Genomic DNA, 25961 nt, shown 5'->3' with positions numbered 1-25961 from the left:
CCTGCAGAGAATTCAAAACTGAGAAGAGGAACACCATGCGCCAGATCCGCGCATTGCGAGTCGCCGCCGTCGCCGCCGGCCTCGCCCTGATGGCCACCGGTTGTGGTGCCACCGGCAAGAACTCCACTGGTTCCGAAAGCTCCGGCGCTGCCGCCGGACCCATCACCGGCCTCCAGATCATGGTTCCGAACACTCCCGGTGGCGGCTACGACACCACCGCCCGGGCAGCGGCCAAGGTCCTGGACGATGAGAAGATCGCCAACAACACTGAAGTGTTCAACCTTGCAGGCGCAGGCGGCACTGTGGGTCTGGCCCGCGTGGTGAACGAAAAGGGCAACGGCGATCTGACCATGCTCATGGGCCTGGGCGTGGTGGGTGCCAGCTACACCAACAAGTCACAATCGAAACTGACGGACACCACGCCCTTGGCCAAGCTGATTGAAGAGCCGGGCGCCATCATGGTCAGCAAGGACTCCCCCTACAAGACCATCGATGACCTGGTGAAGGCGTGGAAAGCAGATCCCGCGTCGATCTCCGTAGGCGGCGGCTCCTCGCCCGGCGGCCCGGACCACCTCCTGCCGATGCAGTTGGCCGGCGCTGTGGGCATCGACGCCACGAAGGTCAACTTTGTCTCCTACGACGGCGGTGGCGACCTCCTTCCCGCCATCCTTGGCAACAAGCTCGGCTTCGCAGCTTCCGGCGCAGGCGAGTACCTGGAACAGATCAAGTCCGGAGAGGTCCGTGTCCTTGCCACGAGCGGCGAGAAGCGGCTTGACGGCGTGGACGCCCCCACCCTCAAGGAATCCAACATCGACCTCGTGTTTACCAACTGGCGCGGTGTCGTAGCCCCTCCGGGCATCAGCGACGCCGACAAGAAATCCCTGATCGCCGCGCTGGAGAAGATGCACGAGTCCGCCGGTTGGAAGGAAGCACTCAAGACCCACAGCTGGACGGATGCCTTTGTCACCGGCGACGATTTCCAGACGTTCCTGACTGACCAGGACAAGCGGGTGGCGGACGTCCTCACCAAGCTTGGCTTGGCGTGAGCTCTCCAGCAACAGGCTTGAAAGGCCGCGCCGAGCTGGGGGTCGCCCTCCTGCTCGGCGTGGTCGGAGTCCTGGTCTTCCTGGACGCCAACGGCCTGGTAACCCCGTACTCGAAATCGGACCCTGTGGGTCCAAAGACTGTCCCGTTCATCGTTGCCGGACTCCTGGTGGCCTGCGCCGTTCTGCTTGCCATCAATGTCCTCCGTGGCGGCAGGGGCGAGGCCGAAGGCGGCGAGGATGTGGACCTGGCGCACCCTGCCGATTGGAAGACCGTCCTGCCGCTGGCGGGAGCCTTCCTGCTCAACATCCTGCTGATCGATTGGGCTGGTTGGGTCATCTCCGGCACGGTGCTTTTCTGGGGCAGCGTCCTTGCCCTCGGAAGCCGCCGTTATGTCCGTGACGGACTCATCTCCGTGGCACTTTCCCTGCTGACCTTCTACGGCTTCTACCTCGGCCTGGGCATTGCGCTGCCGGCCGGACTCCTGGAAGGAATCCTCTGATGGACGTCTGGTCCTCCTTGATGGACGGGTTCTCCACCGCCCTCACTCCTTTGAACCTCATGTACGCCATGATCGGCGTCATCCTCGGCACCGCTGTAGGTGTCCTTCCCGGGCTCGGTCCGGCCATGACCGTTGCCTTGCTGCTCCCGGTCACGTACGCACTTGAACCCACCAGCGCCTTCATCATGTTCGCCGGTATCTACTACGGCGGAATGTACGGCGGCTCCACCACCTCTATCCTGCTGAATACTCCCGGCGAATCGTCGTCCGTGGTGACGGCCATCGAAGGCAACAAGATGGCCAAGGCGGGGCGGGCGGCGCAAGCACTCGCGACGGCGGCCATCGGCTCGTTCGTGGCAGGCACCATTGGCACTACCCTCCTTGCGGTCTGCGCACCGATCGTTGTGAAGTTCGCGGTCAGCCTGGGCTCCCCCAGCTACTTCGCGATCATGATGTTGGCCCTGCTGGCTGTCACTGCGGTACTGGGGTCGTCGCGGTTGCGCGGCTTCGCCTCCCTCGGCTTGGGACTGGCCATCGGTTTGGTGGGCCTGGACTCCGTTACGGGCCAGAGCCGGCTCACGTTTGGCCAGCCGCTGTTGTCCGACGGTTTGGACATTGTGGTGGTGGCTGTGGCCATCTTCGCGGTGGGCGAGGCCCTCTGGGTGGCGGCACACCTGCGCCGCACCCCGTTGCACGTCATTCCCGTTGGCCGTCCCTGGATGGGCAAGAAGGATTGGCAACGCTCCTGGAAGCCATGGCTTCGCGGCACGGTTTTCGGTTTCCCGTTCGGGGCTTTGCCGGCAGGCGGAGCGGAAATCCCCACGTTCCTGAGCTACGTCACCGAGAAGCGCCTCAGCAAGCACCCCGAAGAGTTCGGCCATGGAGCCATCGAAGGCGTGGCGGGTCCGGAAGCTGCGAACAACGCAGCCGCCGCCGGTACCCTCACTCCCATGCTGGCCCTCGGCCTGCCCACCAACGCAACCGCGGCAGTGATGCTGGCAGCGTTCACGTCCTACGGCATCCAGCCCGGCCCGCAGCTCTTCTCGAGCCAGGGACCACTGGTGTGGGCGCTGATCGCGAGCCTCTTCATCGGCAACCTGCTCCTTCTGCTGATCAACCTGCCCTTGGCACCGTTGTGGGCGAAGCTGCTGCAACTGCCCCGCCCGTACCTGTACGCAGGCATCCTGTTCTTCGCCACGTTGGGCGCCTACTCGGTGAACCTCCAGGCCTTCGACCTGGTGATCCTGCTGATACTGGGTGCTTTGGGGTTCATGATGCGCCGCTTCGGACTCCCCGTCCTGCCGCTCATTCTTGGCGTTATCCTGGGCCCGCGGCTGGAAGGCCAGCTCCGCAAGACCCTGCAGCTCAGTGCAGGCGACCCGGCAGGGCTCTGGAGCGAGCCGATCGCCGTCGGTATTTACGTCATCATCGGAATCATCCTGGCCTGGCCGCTGGTCCTCAAGCTCATCCGGCGGAACCGTCCGACGGTTGCGCTTACAGGGCCGTCCATGCTTTCGGACCAGGATGAGCCGCAGACCCCGGCGACGCCTTCAACCACGAAGACCGAACCAACCATGCCCGCACACCATCGGCAGGAGAAACCATGACCATCGTGGTGGGATACGTCCCCACACCAGAAGGCGAAGCAGCACTGACGCAGGCCATCGCCGAGGCCAAGAAGAGCAACGACACCCTGTTGGTCATCAATTCCTCCAAGGGCGACGCCCTGGTGGACAACCGTTATGCCCAGGAGCCGGAGATCCAGAGCATCGAGGACCGGCTGGCTGAGCACGGCATCCAGCACATCATCAAGCAACCCATCCGCGGTCATGACGCAGCGGCCGAGGTGCTTGATGCTGCCGACGAGCACGACGCCGGATTGATCGTGATCGGCCTCCGCCGCCGCAGCCCGGTAGGCAAGCTCATCATGGGCAGCGTTTCCCAGCGCATCCTCCTGGAAGCGGACTGCCCGGTCCTTGCGGTGAAGGCGGACTAGGAGTTTTCGTACAGCTAATGCCCCTAAGAGGCGTTCTTAGGGGCATTAGCTGTACAAAAACGCTCGACGGCGGGTGGTCGCCCTTGGTGACCAGCCGCCGTCGTACTTAAAGCCGCGCCTTCCTTTCCGGGTCTTAGGGTGTGGGCCGGATTGCCGTGTCCGGGCTGTAGGACGTAATGGTGGTTGCGGATCCGCTGTCGAGCACCTTTGAATGGGTGGTGGATCCGTCAAGAACCACGTGCTGGGTGGCAACGTTGCTGACCACGTGATTAGTGGCTACGACATTGCCGTCCCCTCCTGCGATCAGGATGATGGTTGGCTGGGCGCCTGCGGGGACAACCTTGTTCGGTGGGACGTCATAGGCGAAGAGGTTGTTTGAAATGAGGTTGTTGTCTCCCAGCGTATGGAGAACGCCGTAGAGGTCATCGAGACCGTTTGTGCGATTGATAAAAGGGGGGAACCCCTCGGTGCCCCTGCGGAAGTGATTGGACGTGATGAGGTTTTCCTTGCATCCATTCAGCAGGCGCATCATGCCAGGATAGAAGCCCTGAAACCGGTTCGACGATACGGAGCAGCGGTTACAGCCGTTGAACTCGATGAGGCTTCGTCCTCGCGGGAAGAAGTTGTTCCCCGTGACAAGCAGGCCCTCGTGGTTTTCAGCCAGAAGCGTCACACCCTCGGGTCCTGCACCCATCAGGTTGTCGCTGACAATCGTTGCCTGCCCGGCACCAGTTAGTTCGACGCAGTTCCCGCACTCGGCGATCATGTTGTCGTGGACCCGGAGGGCATCTGCGCCGCGAACTATCAGGGCGTGCTCAAGGTAGACGAATCCCATCCCGGTGATATGGATGGAGTCATTGTCGGATGCGACCTCAATGCCCGTTTTCCCGTTCCTGTAGCTGTTCCCGTCCGGGGTGAAATTGACCCCGTCCAGGCAGAAGTCTCTGAACACGATTCCGGACAGGCGCGGACTGCCGCCCCGACGCACGAGGAATGCCTGTGGCGCGGAAGAGGGCGTCAGGACCCGGATGTGGCTGCCGCCTGGCTGGAGGTTCAGCCATCCCTTAGGGTCCACGTTGTCCTTGATGCTGCGGGAGAAGAAGCCATGGCCGAAGCCCGCGATGGTGAGGTAATCCACGTCCACTACCACCTGGGTGCGAAGGTCGTAGTCCCCTGGGGGAATGATCACCACGGCTCCCGGCCTGGTGTCCGGCGTCGTTTGGCGCTTTTTGATGTCGGCAATGATGTCGTTGATGACGGCGCCGATATCCGACTCAGCTGTGACCTTGGGCTGGCCCTTGATCCGCCAAGCTGTGACGTCATAGGTGTTCGGCGAGTTGAAGGGGCCGGCTTTCGTATCCTGCGCAGCTTCAGCTTCCGGGGACATCCCCAGGCTTAGCGCGGCCGCCAGCGAGCCCACGGCTCCAGCGCCGACGAGCATCCGACGACTGGTGTTTTTCACGTCAAGCGTCTCGTCAATTTCCATATTGGTCTCCTGCCGGTCCTTGTTCATTCGTGTTGCTTGATTGGCCCCGCCCCATTGGCCCGGACTCCTGCGTCCGGGCAATGGCGTAGTGAGCGTGGCGTCCATGCCAAAAATGCCAAATCGTTTTATCGGGAGCCGGAACAAACAGTAAGTGGCATCGAACAACACTGTCAACGACAAAATCCGAGGAGTAATTTTGGCAAGACCGCGCGCCGCAAGTGGCTCTTGACACTCCCGAACTTCCAGCTCTAAGGTGTTGCCAAGTCGTTTTGGCAAAACGATTTTTCAAGCCAAAGACGTGAAATCCCCATCTCTCTGCAATTTCCGTTCAAGAGAAAGTGAGTCGACAGCGATGTCCACTCGAAACACCATCTCCAAGCTCGTCACCCTCGGCGGGCTGTGCACCGCCGTCGCACTCGTTGCCACCGGTTGTGGCGCCGGCGGTCCCGCACCATCCTCAGGCGGATCGGGCGGCTCCAGCTCCGTCAACGTCTTGGTTGAAGCCGGCGGCCACGCCGAACTGACAGGCGTAGCCGAGCAGTGCAAGAAGGACGCCGGCATCGACGTGAACTTCGTCGAACTCCCCTACGACGGCATGTTCAACCGCCTCTCCAGCGAGTTCTCCTCCGGCAACGTCTCCTTCGACGTCGCCGCACTCGACTCCGTATGGCTTCCCAGCTTCAAGGACGCCGTGCAACCCCTGGACGAACTCTTCACGGACGACGTCAAGAAGGACATCTTCCCGGCCCTCGTCAAGGAAGCCAACGTGGATGGCCACTTCATCGGCATGCCGGCCTGGACCAATGCCGAGATCATCCTGTACCGCAAGGACCTGTTCGAGGACGCCAAGAACAAGGCTGACTTCCAAGCCAAGTACGGTTACGAGCTCGCCGCCCCCAAGACGTGGAAGCAGTACCAGGACATTTCCGCGTTCTTCACCAAGGACGGCATGTACGGCACGGACGTCAAGGGCGCCGTGGAAACTGAATGGCTGGCGCACGTCCTTCAGGCGGGCTCCCCCATGGTCTTGGACAAGGACAACAATGTGGTCATCGACAACGCCGCCCACAAGGAAGCCCTGGACTTCTACATGAGCTTGGCTAAGGATGCCCCGAGCGGTGCAGCGCAGGTTGACTGGGCAGCAGCACAAAACCTGTTCAACCAGGGCAAGACCGCCATGACCCGCTTCTGGGCCCACGCCTACCGCCAGATTCCCGCCGATGCTCCGGTGGCAGGAAAGGTGGGAGCCGCAGCAATGATTGGCGGCAGCGCCGGCGTCGCAGGTGTTCCGGGACCGTGGTACCTCTCCGTTCCCAAAGCCACCAAGAACACTGACGCCGCCAAGAAGTTCGTCAAGTGCGCCTATGACTACAACGACAAGGGAATCGAATCCAAGCTCGGTTTGGCCTCCCGTATCAGCGCGTTTGAAAAATACCAGGACCAGCCTGGCTACGAGAGCTTCAAGCCGCTGATCGAGACCCTCAACGGCCAGGCAACGGCCACCCGACCCGCTACCGCCAAGTGGCAGCAGATCGTTGATACCGTCCTGATCCCGTTGCTGCAGAAGGCCGTGGCCGGTGGCGACACCTCAGCCCTCCTGGCCGATGCCAAGAAACAGATCCAGGACCTCCTGAAGTAGAACTCCGCGGCCGGCACCGTTAGCAACTGAATGACAGTGCCGGCCGCGGTCCCAACCAGCAGAAAAGAAATACCGTGCGTATCTCCGATCGCCGCTTCGCCCTCTATCTGATGACGCCCGCGGCACTGTTCCTGGCCGTATTCGTGGCCTACCCCCTCTTCCGCCTGGTGGCAGACAGCTTCTTCAAGATCTCCCCCATCGCAGGCGGGCCCCGCGATTTTGTGGGGTTCCAAAACTACGTCACCGCCTTCACCTCCGAGGCCTTCACCAGCGCCGGGTGGCGTACGTTCGCCTACACCCTGGTGGTGGTGACCCTCGAATTCGCGCTCGGCCTGGGCATGGCGCTGCTATTCACCACGTTGGGCAAGAAATCCCAGATTTGGCGGACCGTCTTCCTCTACCCGTTGATGATCGCCCCGATCGTGGCGGGCCTGCTGTGGAAGTTCCTGATGATCGACAACTTCGGTCTGATCGGAACACTCCTCCACCAGGCAGGGATCCTTTCGGACCCCAACCAGATCGGCTGGCTGTCCGACCCCAACATCGTGCTGTTCTCGGTGGCCATCCCGGACATCTGGCTCACCACGTCCTTCATGTGCCTGGTGCTCTTCGCAGGCCTCCAGAACATCCCCGGCGATCTGATTGAGGCCGCCCGCCTGGATGGTGCACGGGCTCCGGCACTCCTGTTCCGGATCATCCTTCCCCTGCTCCGCCCAGTGATCGCCGTTGCACTGGTGGTCCGCGGAATCGATGCGGCCAGGGCCTTCGACACCATCCTCATCCAGACCAACGGCGGACCGCAGTCAGCCTCCGAGACGATGAGCCTGTTGATCTACCGCACCATGATCCGCTTCGGCGACCCCGGCCTGGCCAGTGCCATGGGCACCATCTACCTCCTCGCAATGCTCGCCATTGCCTTTGTTGCAGTGACCACCATCTGGCGGCCAGGAAAGGACAACTGATGAGCACCACAAGCGTCACCACCAAAGCCAGCCCGCCGTCGTCGGACTTCCCGGAAGCGCAGCCGCTGCGCAAGCGGCGCGGGGCCAACCGCGAAGGCCTCGAAGCCGGCCGGCGCAGCACCCGGACCATCCTTTGGATCCTGCTGGCAGTGGCCATGGTCCTCTACGGTTTCCCGTTCCTGTACCTGCTGTTCACGTCCTTCAAGACGCCGATCGATACCATCGCCGTCCCACCGACCATCCTTCCCAGGGAATGGACGCTGGAGAACTACACCAACGCCCTGGGCCGAAGCGGGGTGGTGGCATCCTTCATCAACAGCATCCAGACCGCCGTCATCAGCACCCTGCTATCGCTGGTTCTGGCCGTTCCGGCCGCCTACGGCATTACCCGCTACAAGACCCCCAGCGGTCAGGTATTCATCATGGCTGCACTGGTGACCCGCATGGTTCCACCCGTGGCCATCGGCATTCCGCTGGCGTCCATGATGGCCTCGGCGGGCTTGTCCGATACCCCGATCGCCCTCTCCATTGCGCATACCACCATCTCTCTGCCGCTCTCCATTTGGCTGATGTGCAGCTTCTTCGAATCCGTCCCCCGGGACCTTGAAGAGGCCGCAACCGTGGACGGCTGCAGCAGGCTGGGCGCCCTGTGGCGGGTAGTGATCCCGGTAGTGTCCGGCGGCATTGCGGTCACTGCGATCTTCGCCTTCCTGGCATCCTGGAACGAATTCCTGTTCGCACTCCTGATGACCGCCATCCGTTCGCAAACCACACCTGTGGTGATCGCGAACTTCCAAACCCAGTTCGGCCTGGATTGGGGATCCATGACGGCCCTGGCCGCCGTGTACTCGATTCCGGTCATCCTGCTGACGCTTCTGCTGCAGCGCAAGATCGTCGCGGGCATGACGCTGGGCGCAGTCAAGGGCTAATGCCACCAAGGCCACTGCCACCATCAACGAGTAGCCTACTGATAGCCCTTCCGGGGCATCGCCAACCATAAGGACGTGGGAGCCACATGAGCAGCAAGAACATCGGTATCAAGGACGTTGCCGTCGCCGCCGGCGTGTCCGTCACCACCGTCTCCCACGTCCTTAACGAGGTCTCTTACGCACGGATCAGCAGTGAAACCCGGGACAAGGTCCGGAATGCCGCCGAGGAGCTCGGCTACGGCCCCAACCGCCTGGCCCAGGCCCTTCGCACGCAGCGGACAGGAATGCTCGGCCTGGTCAGCGAGGAAATCGCTACCACACCCCATGCAGGCCGGATCATCCTCGGCGCTGATGAGGCGGCCAAGGCCCGGGGCTACAACCTGATGATCATCAACACTCCGGGCTCCGCCAGTCTCGAATCGAGGCAAGCCGACGTCCAGGCCCTCCTGGAGCGGCGGGTGGACGGGATCCTGTACGCCACCATGTACCACCGCAACGTGGAACTTCCCCGGAACCTGGAAAACGTACCGTCGGTCCTGGTGGACTCCGTGGCCATCGGCGGAAACATCACCGCGGTGGTCCCGGACGAAGACGGCGGCGCCCGCGCCGCCGTTGGGGCACTCTTGGACGCCGGCCACACCCGGATTGGATTCATCAACAACACCGACGACGTACCCGCCACCCGCCAGCGGCTCCAGGCCTTCCGGGCCATGCTCACCGAAGCAGGGCTCGACGGCGATGCCGCACCGGTCGAGTCCGAAGTCTCCGAAGTTCATGGCGGCTATGCGGCTGCCAAACGGATCCTGGCCCGGGAAGACCGCGCTGACGTGCCGACGGCACTGTTCTGCTACAACGACCGGATGGCCATGGGCGCCTACCGGGCAGCCGCCGAGTTAGGGCTCAGCATTCCCAAGGACCTCTCCGTAGTGGGCTTCGATGACCAGGAACTCATTGCCGCCAACCTCTACCCCGGCCTTACCACCGTGGCCCTCCCCCATTACGAGATGGGGGCTTGGGCAACGGATCACCTTATTGATGCCATCGAGGGCAAAGAAGATCTTTCCTTAATGGCGCTCCACCCCACCGTCCTGGGCTGTCCCCTGGTTCGCCGTGACTCGGTCGCGGCTCCACGGTAAGCCCAACCAGCCCTTCAACGTCCCAAAAGGAACGCACCACATGTCCAGTAGCCTTGACGCCGCACGCCCGGAAACAGCCCCGGCCGTCACTCCCAGGTTCCGGCCTGCCATCCATTTCACGGCACAGGACACCTGGCTGAACGACCCCAACGGCCTGGTCTTCCACGACGGTTTGTACCACCTCTTCTTCCAGAACAATCCCTACGGCAGCGTCTGGGGCAACATGTCCTGGGGGCACGCCACCTCCCCGGACCTCCTGCGCTGGACCGAACACCCCGTGGCTATCGCAGGCGATGAAACAGAGGACATTTTCTCCGGAAGCGTGGTGGTGGACCACGGCAACACCTCCGGTTTCGGCACAGCCGGGGCGCCGGCTTTGGTGGCCATATATACGAGCGCTTTCAAGCCCGGGACCGAACACAGCGGCACGCAGGCGCAGTCCCTGGCGTACAGCGCCGATTCGGGAATGACCTGGCAAAAGTACGGCGGTAATCCGGTGCTCACCCGGGACTCAGCCCACTTCCGGGACCCCAAGGTCTTCCGTTACCACAGCGGAGCGAGCGCGTACTGGGTCATGGTCGCCGTCGAAGCCCAACAGCAGAAGGTGGTTCTCTACCGTTCCGACGACCTCAAAACCTGGGACTTCCTGAGCGACTTTGGCCCGGCCAACGCCGACGCCGGTGAGTGGGAATGCCCTGACCTCTTTCCCCTGGCGGTGGACGGGGATCCTGAGGACATGAAGTGGGTGCTGATCGTCAACGTGAATCCCGGCGCTGTCGCGGGAGGTTCCGGCGGACAGTACTTCGTAGGACAGTTCGACGGCGTCAGCTTCGTTCCGGACGCGGGTTCCCTTGCGGCGCCAGCGGGAGTCACCTCCCTGCCGGACGAATCTGCCAGGGCTGAGGCACTGCAGCAATGCCTGTGGTTGGACTGGGGCCGCGACTGCTACGCCGCGGTGTCCTTCAGCGACGTCCCGGATGGGAAGCGCATCATCATCGGCTGGATGAATAACTGGGACTACGCCAACCAGTTGCCCACAGCACCGTGGCGGTCCTCCATGACCCTCGCCCGCGAGCTGAAGCTGAAATCGATCAGCGGCACCGCCCGGCTGGTCCAGTACCCCGTCCTCGCGGGTCCGGAGGAAGAACTGTTTCGCGTGGGCACCATCGAGTTGGGGTCGGAAGCCCTCGCCTTGCCGGACGCCGTACCGGGCACGGCGCAGGTTATTGAGGCTGAGATCGCGCCGGGAACCGCAGAGCGTGTTGAGCTGCGACTGCTGGCCAGCTCCGACGGACGCCAAGGCACCCTGCTGAACTACACCCCGGGCAGCGGCAGGCTGACCCTTGACCGGACCCAGTCAGGGCACACCTCGTTCCACGGGAAGTTCGCATCCGTCGAATCCGCACCGGTTGCACTGGAAGACGGCGTCCTTAAGCTGCTCATTGTGGTGGACCAGTGCTCCGTGGAAGTCTTCGCCCAGGACGGCACGGTGGTCCTGACGGACCTGGTCTATCCGGATGCCGACAGCCGGGAAACCCGGTTGTCCGCCCAAGGCGGCACCGCCACAGTTCTCAAGCTCGTTGTCTCAACACCCGCCTAAGGAGCAGGTTCCTATGCAGAACATCCAAAAGCCAACCAGCAGTCCGGCAACCGAAGTCATGGTTGTGGGCGAGGCCCTGGTGGATATCGTCGTCTCGACCCACGGCACCGTGGAGCATCCGGGAGGATCTCCGGCGAACGTGGCCTACGGCCTCGGCAGGCTCGGCGTGCCTACCTCATTGCTGACCTCCATTGGAGAAGACCACCATGGTGCTGCCATCCAGCGGCACCTGGCCGGTGCCGGCGTCGAACTCCTGGCCGGTGCCCGCGCAGGCGTCCGCAGCGCTACGGCAACCGCCACCCTGGCGTCGGACGGTTCAGCACGCTACGACTTCGACATTCAGTGGGACCTTCCCCGGATCACCCCAACCACCCTGCCCAAGATCCTGCACACAGGATCGATTGCCACCTTCCTAGAACCCGGAGCGGCAACTGTGCGCGATCTTCTTGAGCAGGTACATCAACGCTGTGTGGTCACCTACGATCCCAACATCCGGCCGGCCCTGGTGGGCAGCCACGCCCAGGCGACCACCACTTTCGAGGAACTCATTCCTTTCACCGACGTGGTCAAACTCAGTGATGAGGACGCGCACTGGCTTTACCCGGGCCTGTCCCTCGAAGACACTTCACGGCGCATCCTGGGCCTTGGGACCGGCCTCGTGGTGGTGACCAAGGGTTCGGAAGGATCCATGCTCTCGACCACCGGCGCCCAGGTCTTGGTTCCCTCCGTGACGTCCACCGTGGCTGACACCATTGGCGCGGGCGACTCGTACATGTCCGCCTTGATCTACGGGCTCCTCCAGACCGGAGTTGACCGACTCAATGAGGAGGCCCTGGAGTCGTTGGGCGGCCGGGCCGCCAAGGCCGCAGCCATCACTGTCCGTCGTGCGGGCGCCAACCCGCCGACGTCGGACGAGCTGCTGGCCGAACTGCCCGAACACCAGCCCGCCACCTGACCACCCCCAACTCCACGAGGATCCACACCATGTCCAGCAGCAACTACTACGATGTGACCACCTGGCCCACCGGCGACCCGTCCAAGGATGTCGGCGAGGTCATCAACAGCATCATCGCCGACGTCAAGGAACGCCAGAACGCCACAGATGTGAACGACGGCGGCAAGCCCGGTGCGGTGATCTACCTGCCACCGGGCGACTACCGGCTGCGCACGCAGGTCCTGATCGACATCAGCTTCCTTCGGATCCAGGGCTCAGGCCACGGGTTCACGTCCTCGAGCATCAGGTTCAACGTTCCCCAGGACGAATGGTCCGGCCTTCATGAGCTGTGGCCCGGCGGCAGCCGCGTGCTGGTGGATCTTCCTCCCGCTGACAGCTCGGACCCGGCCAGCGGAGCAGCGTTCCTTGTTCATCGTGCGGGCAGCCCCCGGATCAGTTCGGTGGAATTCGCCAACTTCTGCATTGATGGCCTGCACTTCACCCCGGACGGCTCTGACCTGCCGGCCGAGAACACATACGTCAATGGCAAGACCGGGATTCACGTTGCCAGCGCCAACGACTCCTTCCGGGTCAACGAGATGGGCTTCATCTACCTCGAACACGCCCTGACCATCCACAACGCCGATGCCCTCTCCATCCACAACAACTTCATCGCCGAATGCGGAAGCTGCATCGAATTGCGAGGCTGGGGTCAGGCATCGAAGATCACGGACAACCTGATCGGCGCGGGATTCAAGGGCCACTCGATCTATGCGGAGAACCATGGCGGACTCCTGGTCACGGCCAACAACGTCTTCCCACGGGGTGCCAGCAGCGTCCATTTCAGCGGTGTGACGCGCTCCAACATCACCAACAACCGCCTGCATTCCTTCTATCCGGGCATGGTGGTCCTGGAGCGGAACAGCTCGGAAAACCTCGTGGCCACCAATCACTTCCTCCGCGACCACGAGCCCTGGACGCCGTTCCTCGGGATCGATAACGGGCTGGATGACCTCCACGGGGTCCTCAGTGTAAGCGGCAACAACAACTCGGTGATCGGCAACCACTTTTCACAGATCATCGACTCGGAGAGCATCCGTCCGGAAGGCGCAACGCCGGTCATCATCCGCTTGCGTGAAGGCGCGGGCAATTTCGTCTCCAACAACCACGTGGTGGCCTTGAACGTGCACGCCAACGCCAGCGACGACTGCTTCGAGGCCCAGGTGGATGCCCTGCTGACCACCGATGCGGCTGAAGACCTGGCCGTGACCGCGGTCCTGGTGGACCCGGAATCAGCGCGGAACACTATCCTCGACTCGGGTAGGGAAACCCAAATCACCGCCGACCGGGCAAGCAACGCCGTCCGTCCAACCCCTTAACCTGGGAGTTTTTGTCCAGCTAATGCCCTTAAGATTCGTTCTTAGGGGCATTACCTGTACAAAAACTCGCAAGGGGGACCACGTGCCAGAGACTATCCGCACCGCAACAGCCAACGACGCCGGGAAGCTGGCTGAGCTTGCCGCCATCACCTTCCCGCTGGCGTGCCCGCCGGGCTCCTCACCGGACGATATCCAGGCGCACCTTGAGAAGACACTCAGCGAGGCCAACTTTTCGGAATACCTCGCCGATGCGAACATCACGGTCATGGTGCTCGACGACGACGGGCAGCTCACCGGGTACACCATGCTGATCGCCAAGCCGGCAAGCGACCCCGACGTCGCCTCGGTGCTTTCGGCGCAGCCCTCCACCGAACTGAGCAAATGCTACGTCCACCCGGACCACCACGGAAAGGGCGCCGCAGCACGGCTGATCCAGGCATCCCTGGCCCTGGCCGCGGACAAGGGCGCATCCGGGGTGTGGCTGGGCGTCAACAGCGAGAACGCCAAGGCCATCCGCTTCTACGAGAAGAGCGGTTTCCAGCGCGTCGGCACCAAATCGTTCAAGCTCGGCAACACGGTGGAACACGACTTCGTCATGGAGAACAGGCTCTAGCCAAACAAGTCCCCGGCCAGCTGCGGCCGGGGGTCGTTGCGCAAATGGAGTCCCTCCGGAAGGCCGCTGACGGTACCCGAGGAACCGGACGCCCGCACGGTGAGCCGCGAACTCCCGAGCAGCACGTTGTCGGCCGTGAACCCACCGAAGGACTCCGGGAGGATAGGAGCCAAGTGGAGCACGTCCCGCGTGAAATCGGGATCGAACCGCAACAGGATCCGGGCCAGTTGGACCGGTGCCGCAGCCGCCCACGCCTGCGGGGAACACGCCGTCGGATACGGTACGGGCTCCGCGAACTCTGAACGGTCAAAGCCGCAAAAGAGCTCAGGGAGCTGACCGCCAAAGTGCTCGGCGGCGTCGAACAGTCCACTGGCCACCCGGCTGGCTTCGTCCACGAAGCCGTAGCGCATGAGTCCCGTGGCGGCGAGCGCCGTATCGTGGGGCCAGACTGAGCCGTTGTGGTAGCTGACGGGGTTGTAGGCACCCATGTCGGAGCCGAGGGTGCGGATGCCCCAGCCGGTGAACATCTCCTTGGTCATCAGCCGCTCCGCCACCTGCGGCGCCTTGTCCTCGTCGACGATGCCCACCCACAGGCAATGGCCCATGTTGGACGTACACGAATCCACGGGGTTCTTGTCCTTGTCCAGCGCCAAGGCGAAGTAACCCTTGTCCGGCAACCAGAAGGTCTTGTTGAAGGCCTCTTTCAGCTCTGCGGCCTTGTCCGCGCAACGGCGTTCGACGGCGGTGTCGCCCGCCGCACGCGCCAGCAGGGACCGGCCCACGTAGGCCGCGTAGGCGTAGGCCTGGACTTCACACAGGGCGATCGGTGCCTCCGCCATCCGGCCGTCAGCAAAGTTGATCCCGTCCCACGAGTCCTTCCATCCCTGGTTCACCAGGCCGTGGTTGTTGGGGCGCTGGTATTCGATGAACCCGTCCCCGTCACGGTCGCCGTACTTCTCCATCCATTCGATGGCCCGGTCAGCATGAGGGAGGAGGGACTCGATGATGTCCTCGCCCAGGCCCCAGCGGCTCAACTCGCCCAGGGTGGAGACGAAAAGCGGCGTCGCATCGGCTGTGCCGTAATAGGCGGTGCCGCCCAACGACAACCCCGCTGTGATCCCGAGCCGGACCTCGTGCGGCATGCGCCCGGGCTCCTCTTCGGAATCGGGGTCCACCTTGCTGCCTTGCAGTCCGGCCAGTGTTTGGAGCGTCCCGGCGGCCAGGCTCGGATCAACCATGAGGGACATGTAGGAGGCAAGCAGGGAGTCCCGTCCGAAGAGGGCCATGAACCACGGCGCCCCGGCGGCGATGGCGGCACGGCCGGGGTGTTCGTCGTCGAAAATCCTCAGCGACCCGAGGTCCCGCTGACTTTGGGCAAGGACGTCCGTGACGTTTTGGTCGCTGACCGTGATGCGCGGAACGTGCTCCTCCCATTGGGTCTGTCGGCGTGCTCCCGTGCTGTGTTTAAGGGGCGTTCCTGCGGTGAAGGGATCGTCCGGGGCCTCACCGTTGACCAGCGGCAGGGCAATGATGGTGGTCGACCACTGCTCCCGGGCAGGGATGGTGACGTTGAACGTCAGTCCTTCCTCCGTGATTTTTGCCCCGTGCGCCTGGAACAGCACTCCCCGTCGCTGTCCGCTTGAGTGCAGGGCGTCTATGTGCAGTCCGTCCTCCCGCGCCGCCTTGATGGTTTCCTCGGCGGTTCCCACCCTGCCGCCTTTGACGTCGAAGAGGTCGGCGAGGTCGGCGTCGATCAGCAGTTCGATGGTGCACGTTGACGGGGTGCCGGAGTAGTTGGTGATGGTGAGGTCATCGCGGAGCCCTGATCCGACGCTGCGCTGGTGCCGGACCAGCAGCGGGCTTTCAAAGCGCCCGTCCTCGGTACACGCCCGGCCCACGTATTCAGCCTGGAACGACGTCGGGTTGCGGGCCACCAGGGGCTCCCGGGGTTCGCCGTTGATGCGCAGCACCCAGCGGGACACAATGCGCGTGTCCTGGTAATACGCGCCTTGCGAACCGCCTGCGTGGATGTCGCCCGGGTGGGCGGAAATGCAGAAGGACGAGCCTTCGACGACGGTCACCGCCCCCAGTTCGGATGCTCCGGCTTCCGTGTCTGCGTTCCAAGCGGTCATGCGCGGCAGGGCTCCTCTGGCGGGGTTGGTTTCGCGGACAAGCAACCTCTGGCTACGAGGCCTGCCTCTGATTCTCTTCCACGTAGCCGCCGTCGGGAAGCCCCTTGCTGCTGAATTGTTGAAGGATGCGCGAATAGAGGGCCAGATGCTCGGCAGCCATCCGGCCGGCGCTGAAGTACTCGTCCACCGAGCGCCGGCATTCGGCCCGGCTCAAGCGTGCGGCGGTATCCAGGAAGCCGGCGAGGTCCCGGACTTCGCCCAGGAAGCCGGTCTTGCCGTGCTTGACGATTTCCGGAGCGGCACCCATCGGGGTGGCCACAACAGGTGTGCCCGTGGCCAGTGACTCGATCATGACCAACCCAAAAGGCTCGGGCCATTGGATGGGGTTGATCAATGCCACGGCACCGCCCATGAGCTCGTATTTTTCAGGGTCGGAGAGTTCACCCAGGAACTCCTCCTGCGGGCCCAGGGCCGGCTTCACGACTTCCCGGAAGAAGTCCTGTTCGTCTTTGGCGTGCATTTTGGCGGCTATTTTCAGCGGTACACCGGCCTCGCGGGCAACCGCTACCGCTTCCATGAGCCCCTTGTGCTGGCACATCCGTCCCACAAAGCACGCATAACCGCCTAGCCCGTCCCCCATGGACACAGTGGACAAGTCCAAGCCATGGTGGATGACCGCTGCAACGTTGAGGTCCGGGAACATGGACCGTTGGTCATTGGAGATGGCGATGATGGACGTGTCCCGCTCCATGGCGCGGTAGAGCTCCGCCGACTGGGCGGTGAACTGGCCGTGGATGGTGGTGACCACGGGGATGGCAGGGGGACGGTGGGCATAGAGGGGGCCGGCCAGCGTATGGTCGTGGATGACGTCCACCCCGCCCAGCCCGCGGTAGGCCTTGATGACGTGGTCCAGCTCGCTGAGGGTCAGGCCAAGCGCATCCGGCTGGCTTGGGCCGAAACCGGGGATGCGGGGCACCGGACAGGTGCTGTCGGAGGCCGCCGCCAGGAGGACTTCATGCCCGGCGTCAACCAGCGCGCGGGCGAGGGCGTCCACCACCCTTTCCGTGCCGCCGTATTTTTCGGGCGGGACGGTAAACCATGGTCCAACAATGAGTCCAATGCGCATCCGGGCCTCCGCGCATAACCCCCAAACCATGGGCTGGCTTCATAACCCTCCTCAAGGCTAGGCGTCCCGTGAGGAAAATAACAGGCCGCCGCCGGAATGCCCTGGAGCCGGGCGGGGTTGACGCAACCATGAAGATTGAGATCTGGTCAGACGTCGCGTGCCCGTGGTGCTACATCGGCAAGCGCCGTTTCGAGACCGCCCTGGCAGAGTTCCCCCACCGCGACTCCGTGGACATCGAATGGAAGAGCTACCAGCTGGATCCGTCCGTTCCGGGGCATTATGACGGCACGGAGCTGGACTACCTCAGCCAGCGCAAGGGCATGGCTCCGGAGCAGGTCAAGCAGATGTTCGCGCACGTCACGGAGACCGCCAAGGGCGAAGGCCTGGATTACCACTTCGACAAGGTGGTTGTGGCCAACAGCTTCACCGCCCACCGCCTCATCCACCTGGCTGCCGGCCACGGACGCCAGGACGCCGCCAAGGAACGACTGCTCAGCGACCACTTTGAGCACGGCAAGGACATCGGCAACCAGGAGTACCTGACGGAGCTCGGTGAAGCCCTCGGCCTGCCGGCACAGGAAGTTGCCGAACTCTTCACGTCCGACAAGTTCACGGACGAGGTCAATGAAGACATCAACGAGGCCCGTGCCATCGGCGTGACCGGCGTTCCGTTTTTCGTGATCGACCGCAAGTACGGCATCTCCGGTGCCCAGCCTGCCGAACTTTTCAGCCAGGCCCTGAACCAGGCATGGCAGGAAGCCAACCCGCTGATCCCGGTCGGCGCTTCCGACGCCGAGGCCTGCGGCCCGGACGGCTGCAGCGTTTAACCCAACGCGGGGTCACTTATGGCCCAAAATCCCCCTTGGGATAGGCCATAAGTGACCCCGCGTTGCTTTATTGGCGAGGGCTAGGCCTTCGCCACCTCAAGCTCCACGACGGCCCAGGACAAGGCGGGCAGCGTCAGGCGCAGCTCCGAACCAGTCGCCTTCACGCCGTCCAGCGGCTTGAGCCCAACCCGGCCCGGCTGGTCCTGGCTGTTGATGGTGAAGCGGTCGCCGCCGTCGGGAATTTCCAGGACCTCGGCGCGGACCACCTGCCGGGCGTCGAACCCTCGCAGGGCGGTCTCGACGTCGGCCGCTTCCTCCAGGCCGCGGTTCGCGAAGAACAAGGCAACCCGGCCCGTTTCCTCGTTCCACGTTGCGCTGACGTCCACCAGGTCGGTGTCCCCGAACCGGTTGTTGGAGTACTTGTCCGAATCAACTGAGAGCCGCAGGATCTGTCCTGTGGCGAGCTCTGCCATCCGGGCGAACGGGTGGAAAATGGTCTGCTTCCAGGCCGGCCCGTTTTCCTCGGAAAGGATCGGTGCGATCACGTTGACCAGCTGCGCCTGGTTGGCGATCTTTACCCGGTCGCCATGGCGCAGCAGCGAGTTGAGCAGGGTCCCCACCACTACGGCGTCGGTCACGTTGTACTGGTCCTCGATGACACGCGGGTGTTCGCGCCACGGAGCCTTGACGATGTTGCTCAGCTGGTCCTCGGTGTCCCGGCCGCGCTGGTACCAGACGTTCCACTCATCAAAGGACAGGTTGATGTGCTTCTTGTGCTTGCCCTTGGCCCTGACGGCATCGGCCGTAGCGATCACTGACTCAATGAAGTAGTCGGTGTCGACGGCGGACGCCAGGAAGCTGCCGACGTCGCCCTCCTCCTCGAAGTAGTAGGCGTGGAGGGACACATAGTCCACTTCCTCATAGGTGTGCGTGAGGACGGTCTGCTCCCAGGCCCCGAAGGTGGGCATCCTGGAATTCGAACTGCCGCACGCGACGAGTTCAATGGACGGATCCACGTATCGCATGGCCTTGGCGGCTTCCTGGGCCAGACGGCCGTATTCATCGGCTGTCTTGTGCCCGATCTGCCACGGGCCGTCCATCTCATTTCCGAGGCACCAGAGCTTGATGTCGAACGGGTCCTTGTGGCCGTTCTTCGCCCGGAGGTCAGACCAGTACGTGCCTCCGCTGTGGTTGGAGTACTCCACAATGGCGCGGGCTTCCTCGACTCCCTTGGTGCCCAGGTTGATGGCTTCCATGATTTCGGTGCCGGCCCGCCTGGACCAGTCGACGAATTCGTGCAGGCCAAAGGCGTTGGTCTCCACGGTGTGCCAGGCGCCATCCAGGCGGCGGGGCCTGTTTTCCCGTGGACCGATCCCGTCTTCCCAGTTGTAGCCGGAGACGAAGTTGCCGCCGGGGTACCGGACAACGGTGGCGCCGAGTTCCTTGACGAGCTTGAGGACGTCCTGGCGGAAGCCGTGGTCGTCAGCCTCCGGGTGGCCGGGTTCGTAAATCCCGGTGTAGACGCAGCGGCCCATGTGCTCCACGAAGGAGCCGAAGAGCCGGCGGGGTACCTCCCCGATGGTGAAGTCGCGATCGAGGGTGATGCGTGCGCGGGACATGTATCTCCTTGGTTGTGTGTTTCAGGTCTGGTGGTGCAGCAATGCGGACCGGTCAGGTCCCGGCAAGTCCTGTGGTGGAAATGCCCTTGATGATCTGGCGTTGGAAGAACAGGAAGACGACAATCAGCGGCAGCGCGGCCAGCAATGCCGACGCCATGTTCTGGGCGTACTGCACGCCGTAGGCGCTCTTGATGGTCTGCAGGCCCACCGGAAGGGTCAGCAGGGAATCGTCGTTGGTGGAGATGAACGGCCACAGGAAGTTGTTCCACGCGCCGATGAACACAAAGATCGCGACGGCGGCCAGGATCGGCCGGGACAACGGCAGGATGATCTGCATGAAGATCCGGAGCCGGCTGGCCCCGTCCATCACGGCCGCTTCCTCGAGTTCACGCGGAATCTGGTCGAAGAACCTCTTGAGGACGAACACCATGGCGGGGTGGATCACCTGCGGAAGGATGATGGCCCACGGGGTATCGATCATCTTGAACGCGAGCATTTGGTAGAAAAGCGGGATCATGAGTACCGGCGGCGGCACGATGATGCTGGCGATGATGGCCGTCATCAGTACCTTCTTGCCCTTGAACTCGATCCGGGACAATGCATAAGCGATGAGGGCGGAGATCACCAGCGTGATGAGGGTGATCGCAGCGGAGGTGTAGAGCGAATTCCATGTCCAGAGCGGGATGTTGCCGGCTTGGAAGACGTTGGCAAAAGCGTCGAACGTAAAGCCCGACGGCGGGATCCAGCTGACCTTCGAGGCCGAGGCGTCCGCTTCGGATTTGAAGGCGGTGACCGTTGCCCAGGCGAAGGGAACCAACCAGAGGACAGCGAGGACGGCGGCGACCACGACGGCTGCGGCCTTGCCCACTGTCAGCTTCTTGCGTGGTTGGCGGATGACCTGGCCGGCAGTGCTGCGCGGGATGGATCGGGTGAGGGTTGTATTTGCCATGGCTATGCACTCCTGCGGCGGGTGATGACGAACTGCAAGGCAGAGACCAGCACGATCAGTCCGAAGAAGATGTAGGAGATGGCTGCGGAGTATCCCAGCCGGTATCCGGTAAACCCGGTTTCGAAGATGTACTGGACCACGGGCCTGGTCGATCCGCCCGGACCGCCGGATGTCATCTGGTAGATCTGGTCGAAGACCTTCAGGGAAGCGAGGATCTGGAGCAGCACAATCATCACCGTGGTGGGGGTGAGCTGTGGCAGCGTGATGGAGAAGAACTGCCGCCAGGCTCCGGCGCCGTCCAGCGATGCTGCCTCATAGTGCTGAGCGGGAATGTTTTGCATTGCCGCCAAGTACAGAAGGAAATTGAATCCCACGGTCCACCAGAGCGTTGCAATCACGATCGACCACATGGCCACATTGGGATCGTTGAGCCACCCGATCTTCGGGATGCCGAACTTGGACAGGAAATCGTTGATCAGTCCGAGCTGCGGGTTGTACATCCAGACGAAGAACAGGGAGACAACCGTGGATGCCAGAAGGAAGGGCGCGAAGTAGGAAAGCCGCCAAAGCCACTGGGCGGGAAGGCCGATGTTCAACAGCGCAGCCATCACCAACGCCACCAGCACCAATGGCACGGTGCTGATCACGGTGAAATAGAGCGTGTTTCCCAGGGAACGCCACATACCGGCATCGGCAAAGGCCTCGGAGTAGTTGGAAAATCCAATGAGGACGTCGTTGGCTCCCGTGAGGGATTTGCCCGTCAGGCTCATGTAGAAGCCGTACAGGATTGGCCATACAAGGAACACGAGGAAGAAGACGAGGAACGGCGCCGCGAAGGTCCAGCCGCTCACGTTGTCCCTGCTGTTGCGCATGGAGGGCCCGGTCTTGGTGCCGGGAGTGGGTTTTGTCCGTACTTGGCTGGTCTGCCGGGACACTGTAGAGGAACTCATGAAGGACTCCTTTGTCGCTCGGTGTGCTGTGCCGGTCAGACCGGGTTGGGCCGGGATAGAAGGTCGTTGGTGCGGGCCACGAAACCGTCCCACCCCTCAGCTGCTTTGCTGCGTCCCAGAAGTACGTTCTGGATGTACTCGGCAAAATAGTTCTGCCAGTCCGAGCCTGATCCGCTGAACCAGGCCTCGGGGTCGTAAGCGATGATGTCTGCGGCGTTGGCATAGTGGACTTGAGGGGTGAGTTCCCGGTATGCCTGCGACTGCACTACGGGCTGGTATGCCGGGATGTGCCCCGCCTCGGCCCACGACAACGACCCCTTAAGGATGTCGCTGACGAACTTGTAGGCGTCCTTGCGTTTTTCTTCATCCACCGCGAGTTGCCGTGGAAGCACGAAGGAATGCGAATCGGCGTACGACGCGGGCGTCCCGTAGAGCGTCGGGATGGTGGCAGCGTCAACGGGGAGCTTGGCCTTCTTCATGGTGGGCAGTTCCCAGCCTCCGCTGAAGAGCATTCCCGAGTCGCCCCTGACAAACTCGGCGATGCCGGTGTTGATGTCGTTGCCCTTGGCCGCGATCGTGTCATCAAAGAGCGACGCCATGAATTCCAGTGACTCAACGGCAGCGTCCCTGTCGGCCTGCATGGGCTGGCCTGGAGTCAGTACGATCTCGGCCCCGTGCTGCTTGTAGAGCGTGTAGAACAGGCGCCACATTTGCGAGCCGAGGTTCAGGTATCCGAAGGAGAGGCCGTGGGCCTTGGTGACCTTTTGCATCTCCAGTGCCATGGCTTTGAATCCGTCCGGCGAGTTCACTTCCTGCAAGAGGCCGTTGCTTTCCAGGAGCCCCGCTTTACCGGCGATGTCCGTGTTGTAGAACATGATGAACGGGTGGGAGTCCAGTGCGAGCGAGAACACCTTTCCGTCCTGCTGGCTCTTTTCCCAGATACGCGGGGCAAAGTTCTCCGGCGTGATGCCGTTCTCTGCCAGCAGGCCCAGGTCCCAGGGCTCGATGAGGCCGCCGGGGGCATAGCCGGGAACCCGGCTGGCATGCATGATGGCTACTTCCGGCGGCCGTCCGCCGGCCGATGCCATGGCCAGCTTGGTGTAGTAGGGCGGTCCCCAGGCCAACACCGTTGGGTGGACCTTGAAGCCCGGATTGGCGCTGTTGGCGTTGGCGATCATGGCCTGCATCTTGGTGCCGTCTCCTCCGGAGAGGAGGTGCCAGAAGTTGATGGTCGGGACGGCCGCGGCTCCCGCCGATCCGCCGCATCCTGTGAGGCCCGTGGCCAAAAGCCCGCCGCCCAGCAGCGCCGAGCCTGTCAATAGCTGTCTCCGGGACAAACTTCTCCCGGTCAAAGATTCAAACTGCTTCACCCGTCACTCCTTTGGAAGGGTCCGCTGAAAGGACACACAATGCTGCACGAAAGTCCGGCTTCGCTGCGTCTCCACGCGTGGGTAAAAGGTGGCCCATGGGTGACGCAGGTCTCACATTACATCGTTGTAATGTGCAGGGCAAGAGAAATTGTTAGCGCCAACAATTTGTTTTCTTCGGGAACCTATCGGGTGCTGTCCCGCTCTTCGATGCTGTACGGAACGGACACTATGCGCTGTCCATGGCCCCTGTCCGCCATACGTTCGGTGAGCAGGCGCAACGCCTCGGAAGCGATCATGCGCTTGTCAAAGGACACGGTGGTGAGCGACGGTACAGCGAACCGGCCATCGGCAATATCGTCAAAACCGGCCACAGCAATGTCTTCGGGAACCCGCACGCCGCGCTTCCACAAAGCGTTCAAGGCACCAAGGGCCATTGAATCCGTGAAGCAGAAGAGTGCCTCCGGCAGCGGGTTGCTGTCGAGATACCGCATGACGGACTCAGCCGCGGAGCCAGGCGTCCATTCATCGCAGGCGATCATGAGGGATTCGTCCCGCGGGATGCCCAGGGAGCGCAGGGCTGCCTCATATCCCTGGGTCCGTTGGATGGCGGTGGCCGATTTCCTTCCCTGGTTGATGCCCAGTACCGCTATGCGGCGCCGCCCCGGGCGGGCCAGGGCCAAGGTCATATCCCGGGCCGCGGCAAAGCTGTCCACAAAAACGCGGTCGGCGAGTTCTTGCGACACCTCACCCAACAGGACCACCGGAGGCAACGCCACACCCACCCGCACGGCACTCTCATCGAGAACAACGGGATTCAGGATCAGGCCATCGATCAGGTTGGCCCGCGCACGTGTCATCAGTTCCTGTTCCCGTTGGGGGTCGGAACCGGTTTCTTCAATCTGCACGCTCCAGCCCCGGGCATGGGCAACTTCAACGAGGCTTTGGGCGAGTTCCGCAGAGAACGGGGTGCCGAGGTTGGGCAATGCCAGGCCGATCACACCCGAGCGTCCATTGCGCAGTCCACGGGCCGAGAGGTTGGGGACGTAGTCCAGCTCCTGCATGGCCTGCTCAACCCTCAGCCGCGTAGGTCCACTCACCGGAACGATTCCGTTCATGACATTCGAGACCGTTTTGGGTGAGACCCCCGCGCGGCGCGCTACGTCTTTGACCGTTGCGCGCAAGACGCCCCCTTGCTGCAATGTTTCACGGATTTTCCCGTTTTCCACGATGTTACCGCCCGGTTCCCCGGGTACCGCGTCGGGACCCGGTTTGCTGACAGATCACTGTAAAGTGTCTATATGCCCAGGATCACGGCCCCCACGAACGCTGCCCAACGCGCCGAGACCCAACGTCGGATTCTCACGGCCTTCGGCGAGCTCCTCTTCACCCATGGCCTGCCCGGATTGACCATGACCGATGTCGCCCGCCATGCAGGCGTTGGCCGCACAGCGGTCTACAACTATTACGCGGACATGGAGCAGCTCCTCATCGCGTACGCCCTGGACGAGACCGAACGTTTCATCGTCGACCTCCGGGAATCCCTGGCCGCGCTCCAGAACCCGGTGGACCGGCTGGCCCTCTACGTCCGCGCGCAGGTGGAGGACCTCAGCCGACGCCACCTGCCGCCGGGTCCGGCCATGGCAGCCGTCCTCTCCCCCGGCTCCTTCGCCAAGCTCGCAGACCACGTGGGCGACCTCAACGCCTTGCTCGAGGACATCCTCCGGGATGGTGTCCATCAGGGCTACCTTCCGGACATCGACGTCACCCAGCTCGCGCGACTCATCCACGGCACACTGTCGGCAAGTGCCGCGCGACGCAACCGGACGCCCGACGGCGGGACTCCCCCGCCGCCCCCGGCCTCCGACGTCGGGCTTCTTGCCGCGCAAGAGGCGCAGACAGCTCAGACCGTGCGTTTCATCCAGTTGGGTGCGGGTGCGCGTTTCGACGACGCCGGCAGGCCGGTCCTGCTGGCCACCGCTACCCCAACTGTTTAGTGCCACCCAAACGGGCTGACGCCACGCAAATCCCCGCGTCGCCCACGACTTTGAGTGGCGAAAACCGGCAAGCGTGTCAGCCTGCGGGTCGTGTGGGGATGATGGGCCACTTGGAGTTGTCCGCGATCCGCAGTTCCTCACGCGGACAGAGGAGCTTGCCGGGAGTCTGATCCACCAGCTGCGGCTCCACCAGGCCCTCATAACCCGGGGTGATGATGACGTCCACCGATTCGTCTTCGCGGTTGTCCTGGAAATAGTCCGTTCCGGCCAGGTTGCGCTGGATGTTAAAGGCGGCAGCTTGGCCCTTGACCCCGGATACCACCACGGCGATGCCTGAATACGTGGTGTCACTGTTGCCCACGGACGCCACTGTGTATCCACGGGCAGTGAACTGGTCGGCTACCGTTGCCGCGAGTCCGCCGCGGGACGTGGCATTGAGGACGTTGAGCCGCACGGTGTTGTTGGGTACGTAGTCGAAAGTGGTGGAAGGGCACAGGCTGGTGGGGGCTTTGCTCGCAATCGCCGTCGGGACTTTGATGACGCCGTTCATGACCGCCCAGGCACCAACTGCGCCCGCAGCGATCACTCCGAGCAACACCACCAGGACAATGCCGTGGAACAAACGACGCCCGAAGCTGCCTCGCCGGACCGGGGCGTCGTCGGCAAAGGTTGCCCGTAGCTCCGGCCCCGTCACAACACGGTGGCCATGGAGCTGCGTCACATCTTTGGGACGCTTACGTTTTTTTGGCCGGGAGTTATCCTCCCCCGGACCGG

General features: G+C 63.0%; 23 protein-coding genes. 14 read left to right on the top strand and 9 right to left on the bottom strand.

The window, feature by feature from the left end; translation table 11 throughout:
* The first annotated feature begins 35 nt into the window (after nucleotides 1-35).
* From PV760_RS12110 to PV760_RS12095, 4 genes are read left to right on the top strand one after another with little or no spacing between them, the layout of a single operon-like run.
* Nucleotides 36-1046: a Bug family tripartite tricarboxylate transporter substrate binding protein gene (locus tag PV760_RS12110; protein WP_354627839.1), complete on the top strand. Its 1011-nt coding sequence runs from the start codon at nucleotides 36-38 to the stop codon at nucleotides 1044-1046.
* Nucleotides 1043-1546: a tripartite tricarboxylate transporter TctB family protein gene (locus tag PV760_RS12105; protein WP_039239631.1), complete on the top strand. Its 504-nt coding sequence runs from the start codon at nucleotides 1043-1045 to the stop codon at nucleotides 1544-1546. The genes PV760_RS12110 and PV760_RS12105 overlap by 4 nt, the downstream gene beginning before the upstream one ends.
* On the top strand, nucleotides 1546-3153 hold the full coding sequence (locus PV760_RS12100; protein WP_354627838.1) for a tripartite tricarboxylate transporter permease: 1608 nt from the start codon (nucleotides 1546-1548) through the stop codon (nucleotides 3151-3153). The genes PV760_RS12105 and PV760_RS12100 overlap by 1 nt, the downstream gene beginning before the upstream one ends.
* A complete protein-coding gene (locus PV760_RS12095) occupies nucleotides 3150-3542 on the top strand; it encodes a universal stress protein (RefSeq protein WP_018778057.1) in 393 nt (130 codons plus the stop codon). The genes PV760_RS12100 and PV760_RS12095 overlap by 4 nt, the downstream gene beginning before the upstream one ends.
* A gap of 133 nt (nucleotides 3543-3675) precedes the next feature.
* Here PV760_RS12095 and PV760_RS12090 read toward each other — a convergent pair whose 3' ends face one another.
* Complete coding sequence (locus tag PV760_RS12090; protein WP_354627837.1) at nucleotides 3676-5028, bottom strand: NosD domain-containing protein; 1353 nt, start codon at nucleotides 5026-5028, stop codon at nucleotides 3676-3678.
* A 352-nt stretch (nucleotides 5029-5380) separates the two neighbouring features.
* On the opposite strand from PV760_RS12090, the gene PV760_RS12085 reads away from it, so the two are divergent.
* The 8 genes from PV760_RS12085 to PV760_RS12050 all read left to right on the top strand — a co-directional run bounded on the left by PV760_RS12085 (nucleotide 5381) and on the right by PV760_RS12050 (nucleotide 14220).
* The gene (locus PV760_RS12085) at nucleotides 5381-6667 is read left to right on the top strand and encodes an ABC transporter substrate-binding protein (protein ID WP_354627836.1); all 1287 of its coding nucleotides are present in this window, start codon (nucleotides 5381-5383) and stop codon (nucleotides 6665-6667) included.
* Nucleotides 6668-6741: 74 nt separating this feature from the next.
* Nucleotides 6742-7629, top strand: coding sequence for a carbohydrate ABC transporter permease (locus tag PV760_RS12080; protein ID WP_144650214.1), 888 nt, complete (start codon nucleotides 6742-6744; stop codon nucleotides 7627-7629).
* A complete protein-coding gene (locus PV760_RS12075; RefSeq protein ID WP_181423318.1) occupies nucleotides 7629-8558 on the top strand; it encodes a carbohydrate ABC transporter permease in 930 nt (309 codons plus the stop codon). The genes PV760_RS12080 and PV760_RS12075 overlap by 1 nt, the downstream gene beginning before the upstream one ends.
* A gap of 86 nt (nucleotides 8559-8644) precedes the next feature.
* A complete protein-coding gene (locus PV760_RS12070; protein WP_039239627.1) occupies nucleotides 8645-9694 on the top strand; it encodes a LacI family DNA-binding transcriptional regulator in 1050 nt (349 codons plus the stop codon).
* A 40-nt stretch (nucleotides 9695-9734) separates the two neighbouring features.
* On the top strand, nucleotides 9735-11294 hold the full coding sequence (locus PV760_RS12065) for a glycoside hydrolase family 32 protein (RefSeq protein WP_354627835.1): 1560 nt from the start codon (nucleotides 9735-9737) through the stop codon (nucleotides 11292-11294).
* A gap of 13 nt (nucleotides 11295-11307) precedes the next feature.
* Nucleotides 11308-12249, top strand: coding sequence for a carbohydrate kinase family protein (locus tag PV760_RS12060; protein WP_079581602.1), 942 nt, complete (start codon nucleotides 11308-11310; stop codon nucleotides 12247-12249).
* A gap of 29 nt (nucleotides 12250-12278) precedes the next feature.
* A complete protein-coding gene (locus PV760_RS12055) occupies nucleotides 12279-13607 on the top strand; it encodes a NosD domain-containing protein (protein WP_354627834.1) in 1329 nt (442 codons plus the stop codon).
* Between the two features lie 82 nt (nucleotides 13608-13689).
* A complete protein-coding gene (locus tag PV760_RS12050) occupies nucleotides 13690-14220 on the top strand; it encodes a GNAT family N-acetyltransferase (protein WP_018778066.1) in 531 nt (176 codons plus the stop codon).
* On the opposite strand, the gene PV760_RS12045 is transcribed toward PV760_RS12050, so the two are convergent.
* The gene (locus PV760_RS12045; protein WP_354627833.1) at nucleotides 14217-16352 is read right to left on the bottom strand and encodes an amylo-alpha-1,6-glucosidase; all 2136 of its coding nucleotides are present in this window, start codon (nucleotides 16350-16352) and stop codon (nucleotides 14217-14219) included. The two genes, PV760_RS12050 and PV760_RS12045, sit on opposite strands and share 4 nt — an antisense overlap.
* 52 nt (nucleotides 16353-16404) lie before the next feature.
* The gene (locus PV760_RS12040; protein WP_354627832.1) at nucleotides 16405-17478 is read right to left on the bottom strand and encodes a glycosyltransferase family 4 protein; all 1074 of its coding nucleotides are present in this window, start codon (nucleotides 17476-17478) and stop codon (nucleotides 16405-16407) included.
* A 128-nt stretch (nucleotides 17479-17606) separates the two neighbouring features.
* Here PV760_RS12040 and PV760_RS12035 point away from each other — a divergent pair, with 128 nt between their 5' ends.
* Nucleotides 17607-18305 (top strand): DsbA family oxidoreductase, encoded by a 699-nt coding sequence (locus PV760_RS12035; protein ID WP_425524459.1) that lies wholly within the window; start codon nucleotides 17607-17609, stop codon nucleotides 18303-18305.
* An 80-nt stretch (nucleotides 18306-18385) separates the two neighbouring features.
* On the opposite strand, the gene arfA is transcribed toward PV760_RS12035, so the two are convergent.
* The 5 genes from arfA to PV760_RS12010 form a co-directional block, all read right to left on the bottom strand.
* Nucleotides 18386-19924: an arabinosylfuranosidase ArfA gene (gene arfA / locus PV760_RS12030; RefSeq protein ID WP_354627830.1), complete on the bottom strand. Its 1539-nt coding sequence runs from the start codon at nucleotides 19922-19924 to the stop codon at nucleotides 18386-18388.
* Nucleotides 19925-19976: 52 nt separating this feature from the next.
* Complete coding sequence (locus PV760_RS12025) at nucleotides 19977-20873, bottom strand: carbohydrate ABC transporter permease (protein ID WP_018778071.1); 897 nt, start codon at nucleotides 20871-20873, stop codon at nucleotides 19977-19979.
* Nucleotides 20874-20875: 2 nt separating this feature from the next.
* The gene (locus tag PV760_RS12020; protein WP_354627829.1) at nucleotides 20876-21823 is read right to left on the bottom strand and encodes a carbohydrate ABC transporter permease; all 948 of its coding nucleotides are present in this window, start codon (nucleotides 21821-21823) and stop codon (nucleotides 20876-20878) included.
* A gap of 35 nt (nucleotides 21824-21858) precedes the next feature.
* Nucleotides 21859-23193 (bottom strand): extracellular solute-binding protein, encoded by a 1335-nt coding sequence (locus PV760_RS12015; protein ID WP_026267213.1) that lies wholly within the window; start codon nucleotides 23191-23193, stop codon nucleotides 21859-21861.
* A 182-nt stretch (nucleotides 23194-23375) separates the two neighbouring features.
* Nucleotides 23376-24374, bottom strand: coding sequence for a LacI family DNA-binding transcriptional regulator (locus tag PV760_RS12010; RefSeq protein WP_039239608.1), 999 nt, complete (start codon nucleotides 24372-24374; stop codon nucleotides 23376-23378).
* Nucleotides 24375-24491: 117 nt separating this feature from the next.
* Between PV760_RS12010 and PV760_RS12005 the strand changes: the two genes are divergently transcribed.
* Nucleotides 24492-25187, top strand: a complete 696-nt coding sequence (locus PV760_RS12005) for a TetR/AcrR family transcriptional regulator (RefSeq protein ID WP_018778075.1) — start codon at nucleotides 24492-24494, stop codon at nucleotides 25185-25187.
* Nucleotides 25188-25263: 76 nt separating this feature from the next.
* Here the strand turns inward: PV760_RS12005 and PV760_RS12000 are convergent, their stop codons facing one another.
* Entirely contained in the window at nucleotides 25264-25908 is a 645-nt protein-coding gene (locus tag PV760_RS12000; protein ID WP_354627828.1) for a LytR C-terminal domain-containing protein, read from the bottom strand.
* Between the last annotated feature and the right edge of the window lie 53 nt (nucleotides 25909-25961).

It is taken from the genome of Paenarthrobacter sp. CC6 (assembly GCF_040560085.1).
Lineage (GTDB): Bacteria > Actinomycetota > Actinomycetes > Actinomycetales > Micrococcaceae > Arthrobacter > Arthrobacter nicotinovorans.
This window is presented reverse-complemented; position numbering and strand designations above follow the sequence as displayed.

Bases quoted from the DNA above. Each gene is read 5' to 3' on its own strand.
- PV760_RS12110 (WP_354627839.1), top strand. From the start codon at position 36: ATGCGCCAGATCCGCGCATTGCGAGTCGCCGCCGTCGCCGCCGGCCTC.
- PV760_RS12085 (WP_354627836.1), top strand. From the start codon at position 5,381: ATGTCCACTCGAAACACCATCTCCAAGCTCGTCACCCTCGGCGGGCTG.
- PV760_RS12070 (WP_039239627.1), top strand. From the start codon at position 8,645: ATGAGCAGCAAGAACATCGGTATCAAGGACGTTGCCGTCGCCGCCGGC.
- PV760_RS12055 (WP_354627834.1), top strand. From the start codon at position 12,279: ATGTCCAGCAGCAACTACTACGATGTGACCACCTGGCCCACCGGCGAC.
- PV760_RS12025 (WP_018778071.1), bottom strand. From the start codon at position 20,873: ATGGCAAATACAACCCTCACCCGATCCATCCCGCGCAGCACTGCCGGC.
- PV760_RS12045 (WP_354627833.1), bottom strand. From the start codon at position 16,352: ATGACCGCTTGGAACGCAGACACGGAAGCCGGAGCATCCGAACTGGGG.
- PV760_RS12005 (WP_018778075.1), top strand. From the start codon at position 24,492: ATGCCCAGGATCACGGCCCCCACGAACGCTGCCCAACGCGCCGAGACC.
- PV760_RS12020 (WP_354627829.1), bottom strand. From the start codon at position 21,823: ATGAGTTCCTCTACAGTGTCCCGGCAGACCAGCCAAGTACGGACAAAA.
- PV760_RS12035 (WP_425524459.1), top strand. From the start codon at position 17,607: ATGAAGATTGAGATCTGGTCAGACGTCGCGTGCCCGTGGTGCTACATC.
- PV760_RS12060 (WP_079581602.1), top strand. From the start codon at position 11,308: ATGCAGAACATCCAAAAGCCAACCAGCAGTCCGGCAACCGAAGTCATG.
- PV760_RS12095 (WP_018778057.1), top strand. From the start codon at position 3,150: ATGACCATCGTGGTGGGATACGTCCCCACACCAGAAGGCGAAGCAGCA.
- arfA (WP_354627830.1), bottom strand. From the start codon at position 19,924: ATGTCCCGCGCACGCATCACCCTCGATCGCGACTTCACCATCGGGGAG.
- PV760_RS12090 (WP_354627837.1), bottom strand. From the start codon at position 5,028: ATGGAAATTGACGAGACGCTTGACGTGAAAAACACCAGTCGTCGGATG.
- PV760_RS12065 (WP_354627835.1), top strand. From the start codon at position 9,735: ATGTCCAGTAGCCTTGACGCCGCACGCCCGGAAACAGCCCCGGCCGTC.
- PV760_RS12075 (WP_181423318.1), top strand. From the start codon at position 7,629: ATGAGCACCACAAGCGTCACCACCAAAGCCAGCCCGCCGTCGTCGGAC.
- PV760_RS12040 (WP_354627832.1), bottom strand. From the start codon at position 17,478: ATGCGCATTGGACTCATTGTTGGACCATGGTTTACCGTCCCGCCCGAA.
- PV760_RS12100 (WP_354627838.1), top strand. From the start codon at position 1,546: ATGGACGTCTGGTCCTCCTTGATGGACGGGTTCTCCACCGCCCTCACT.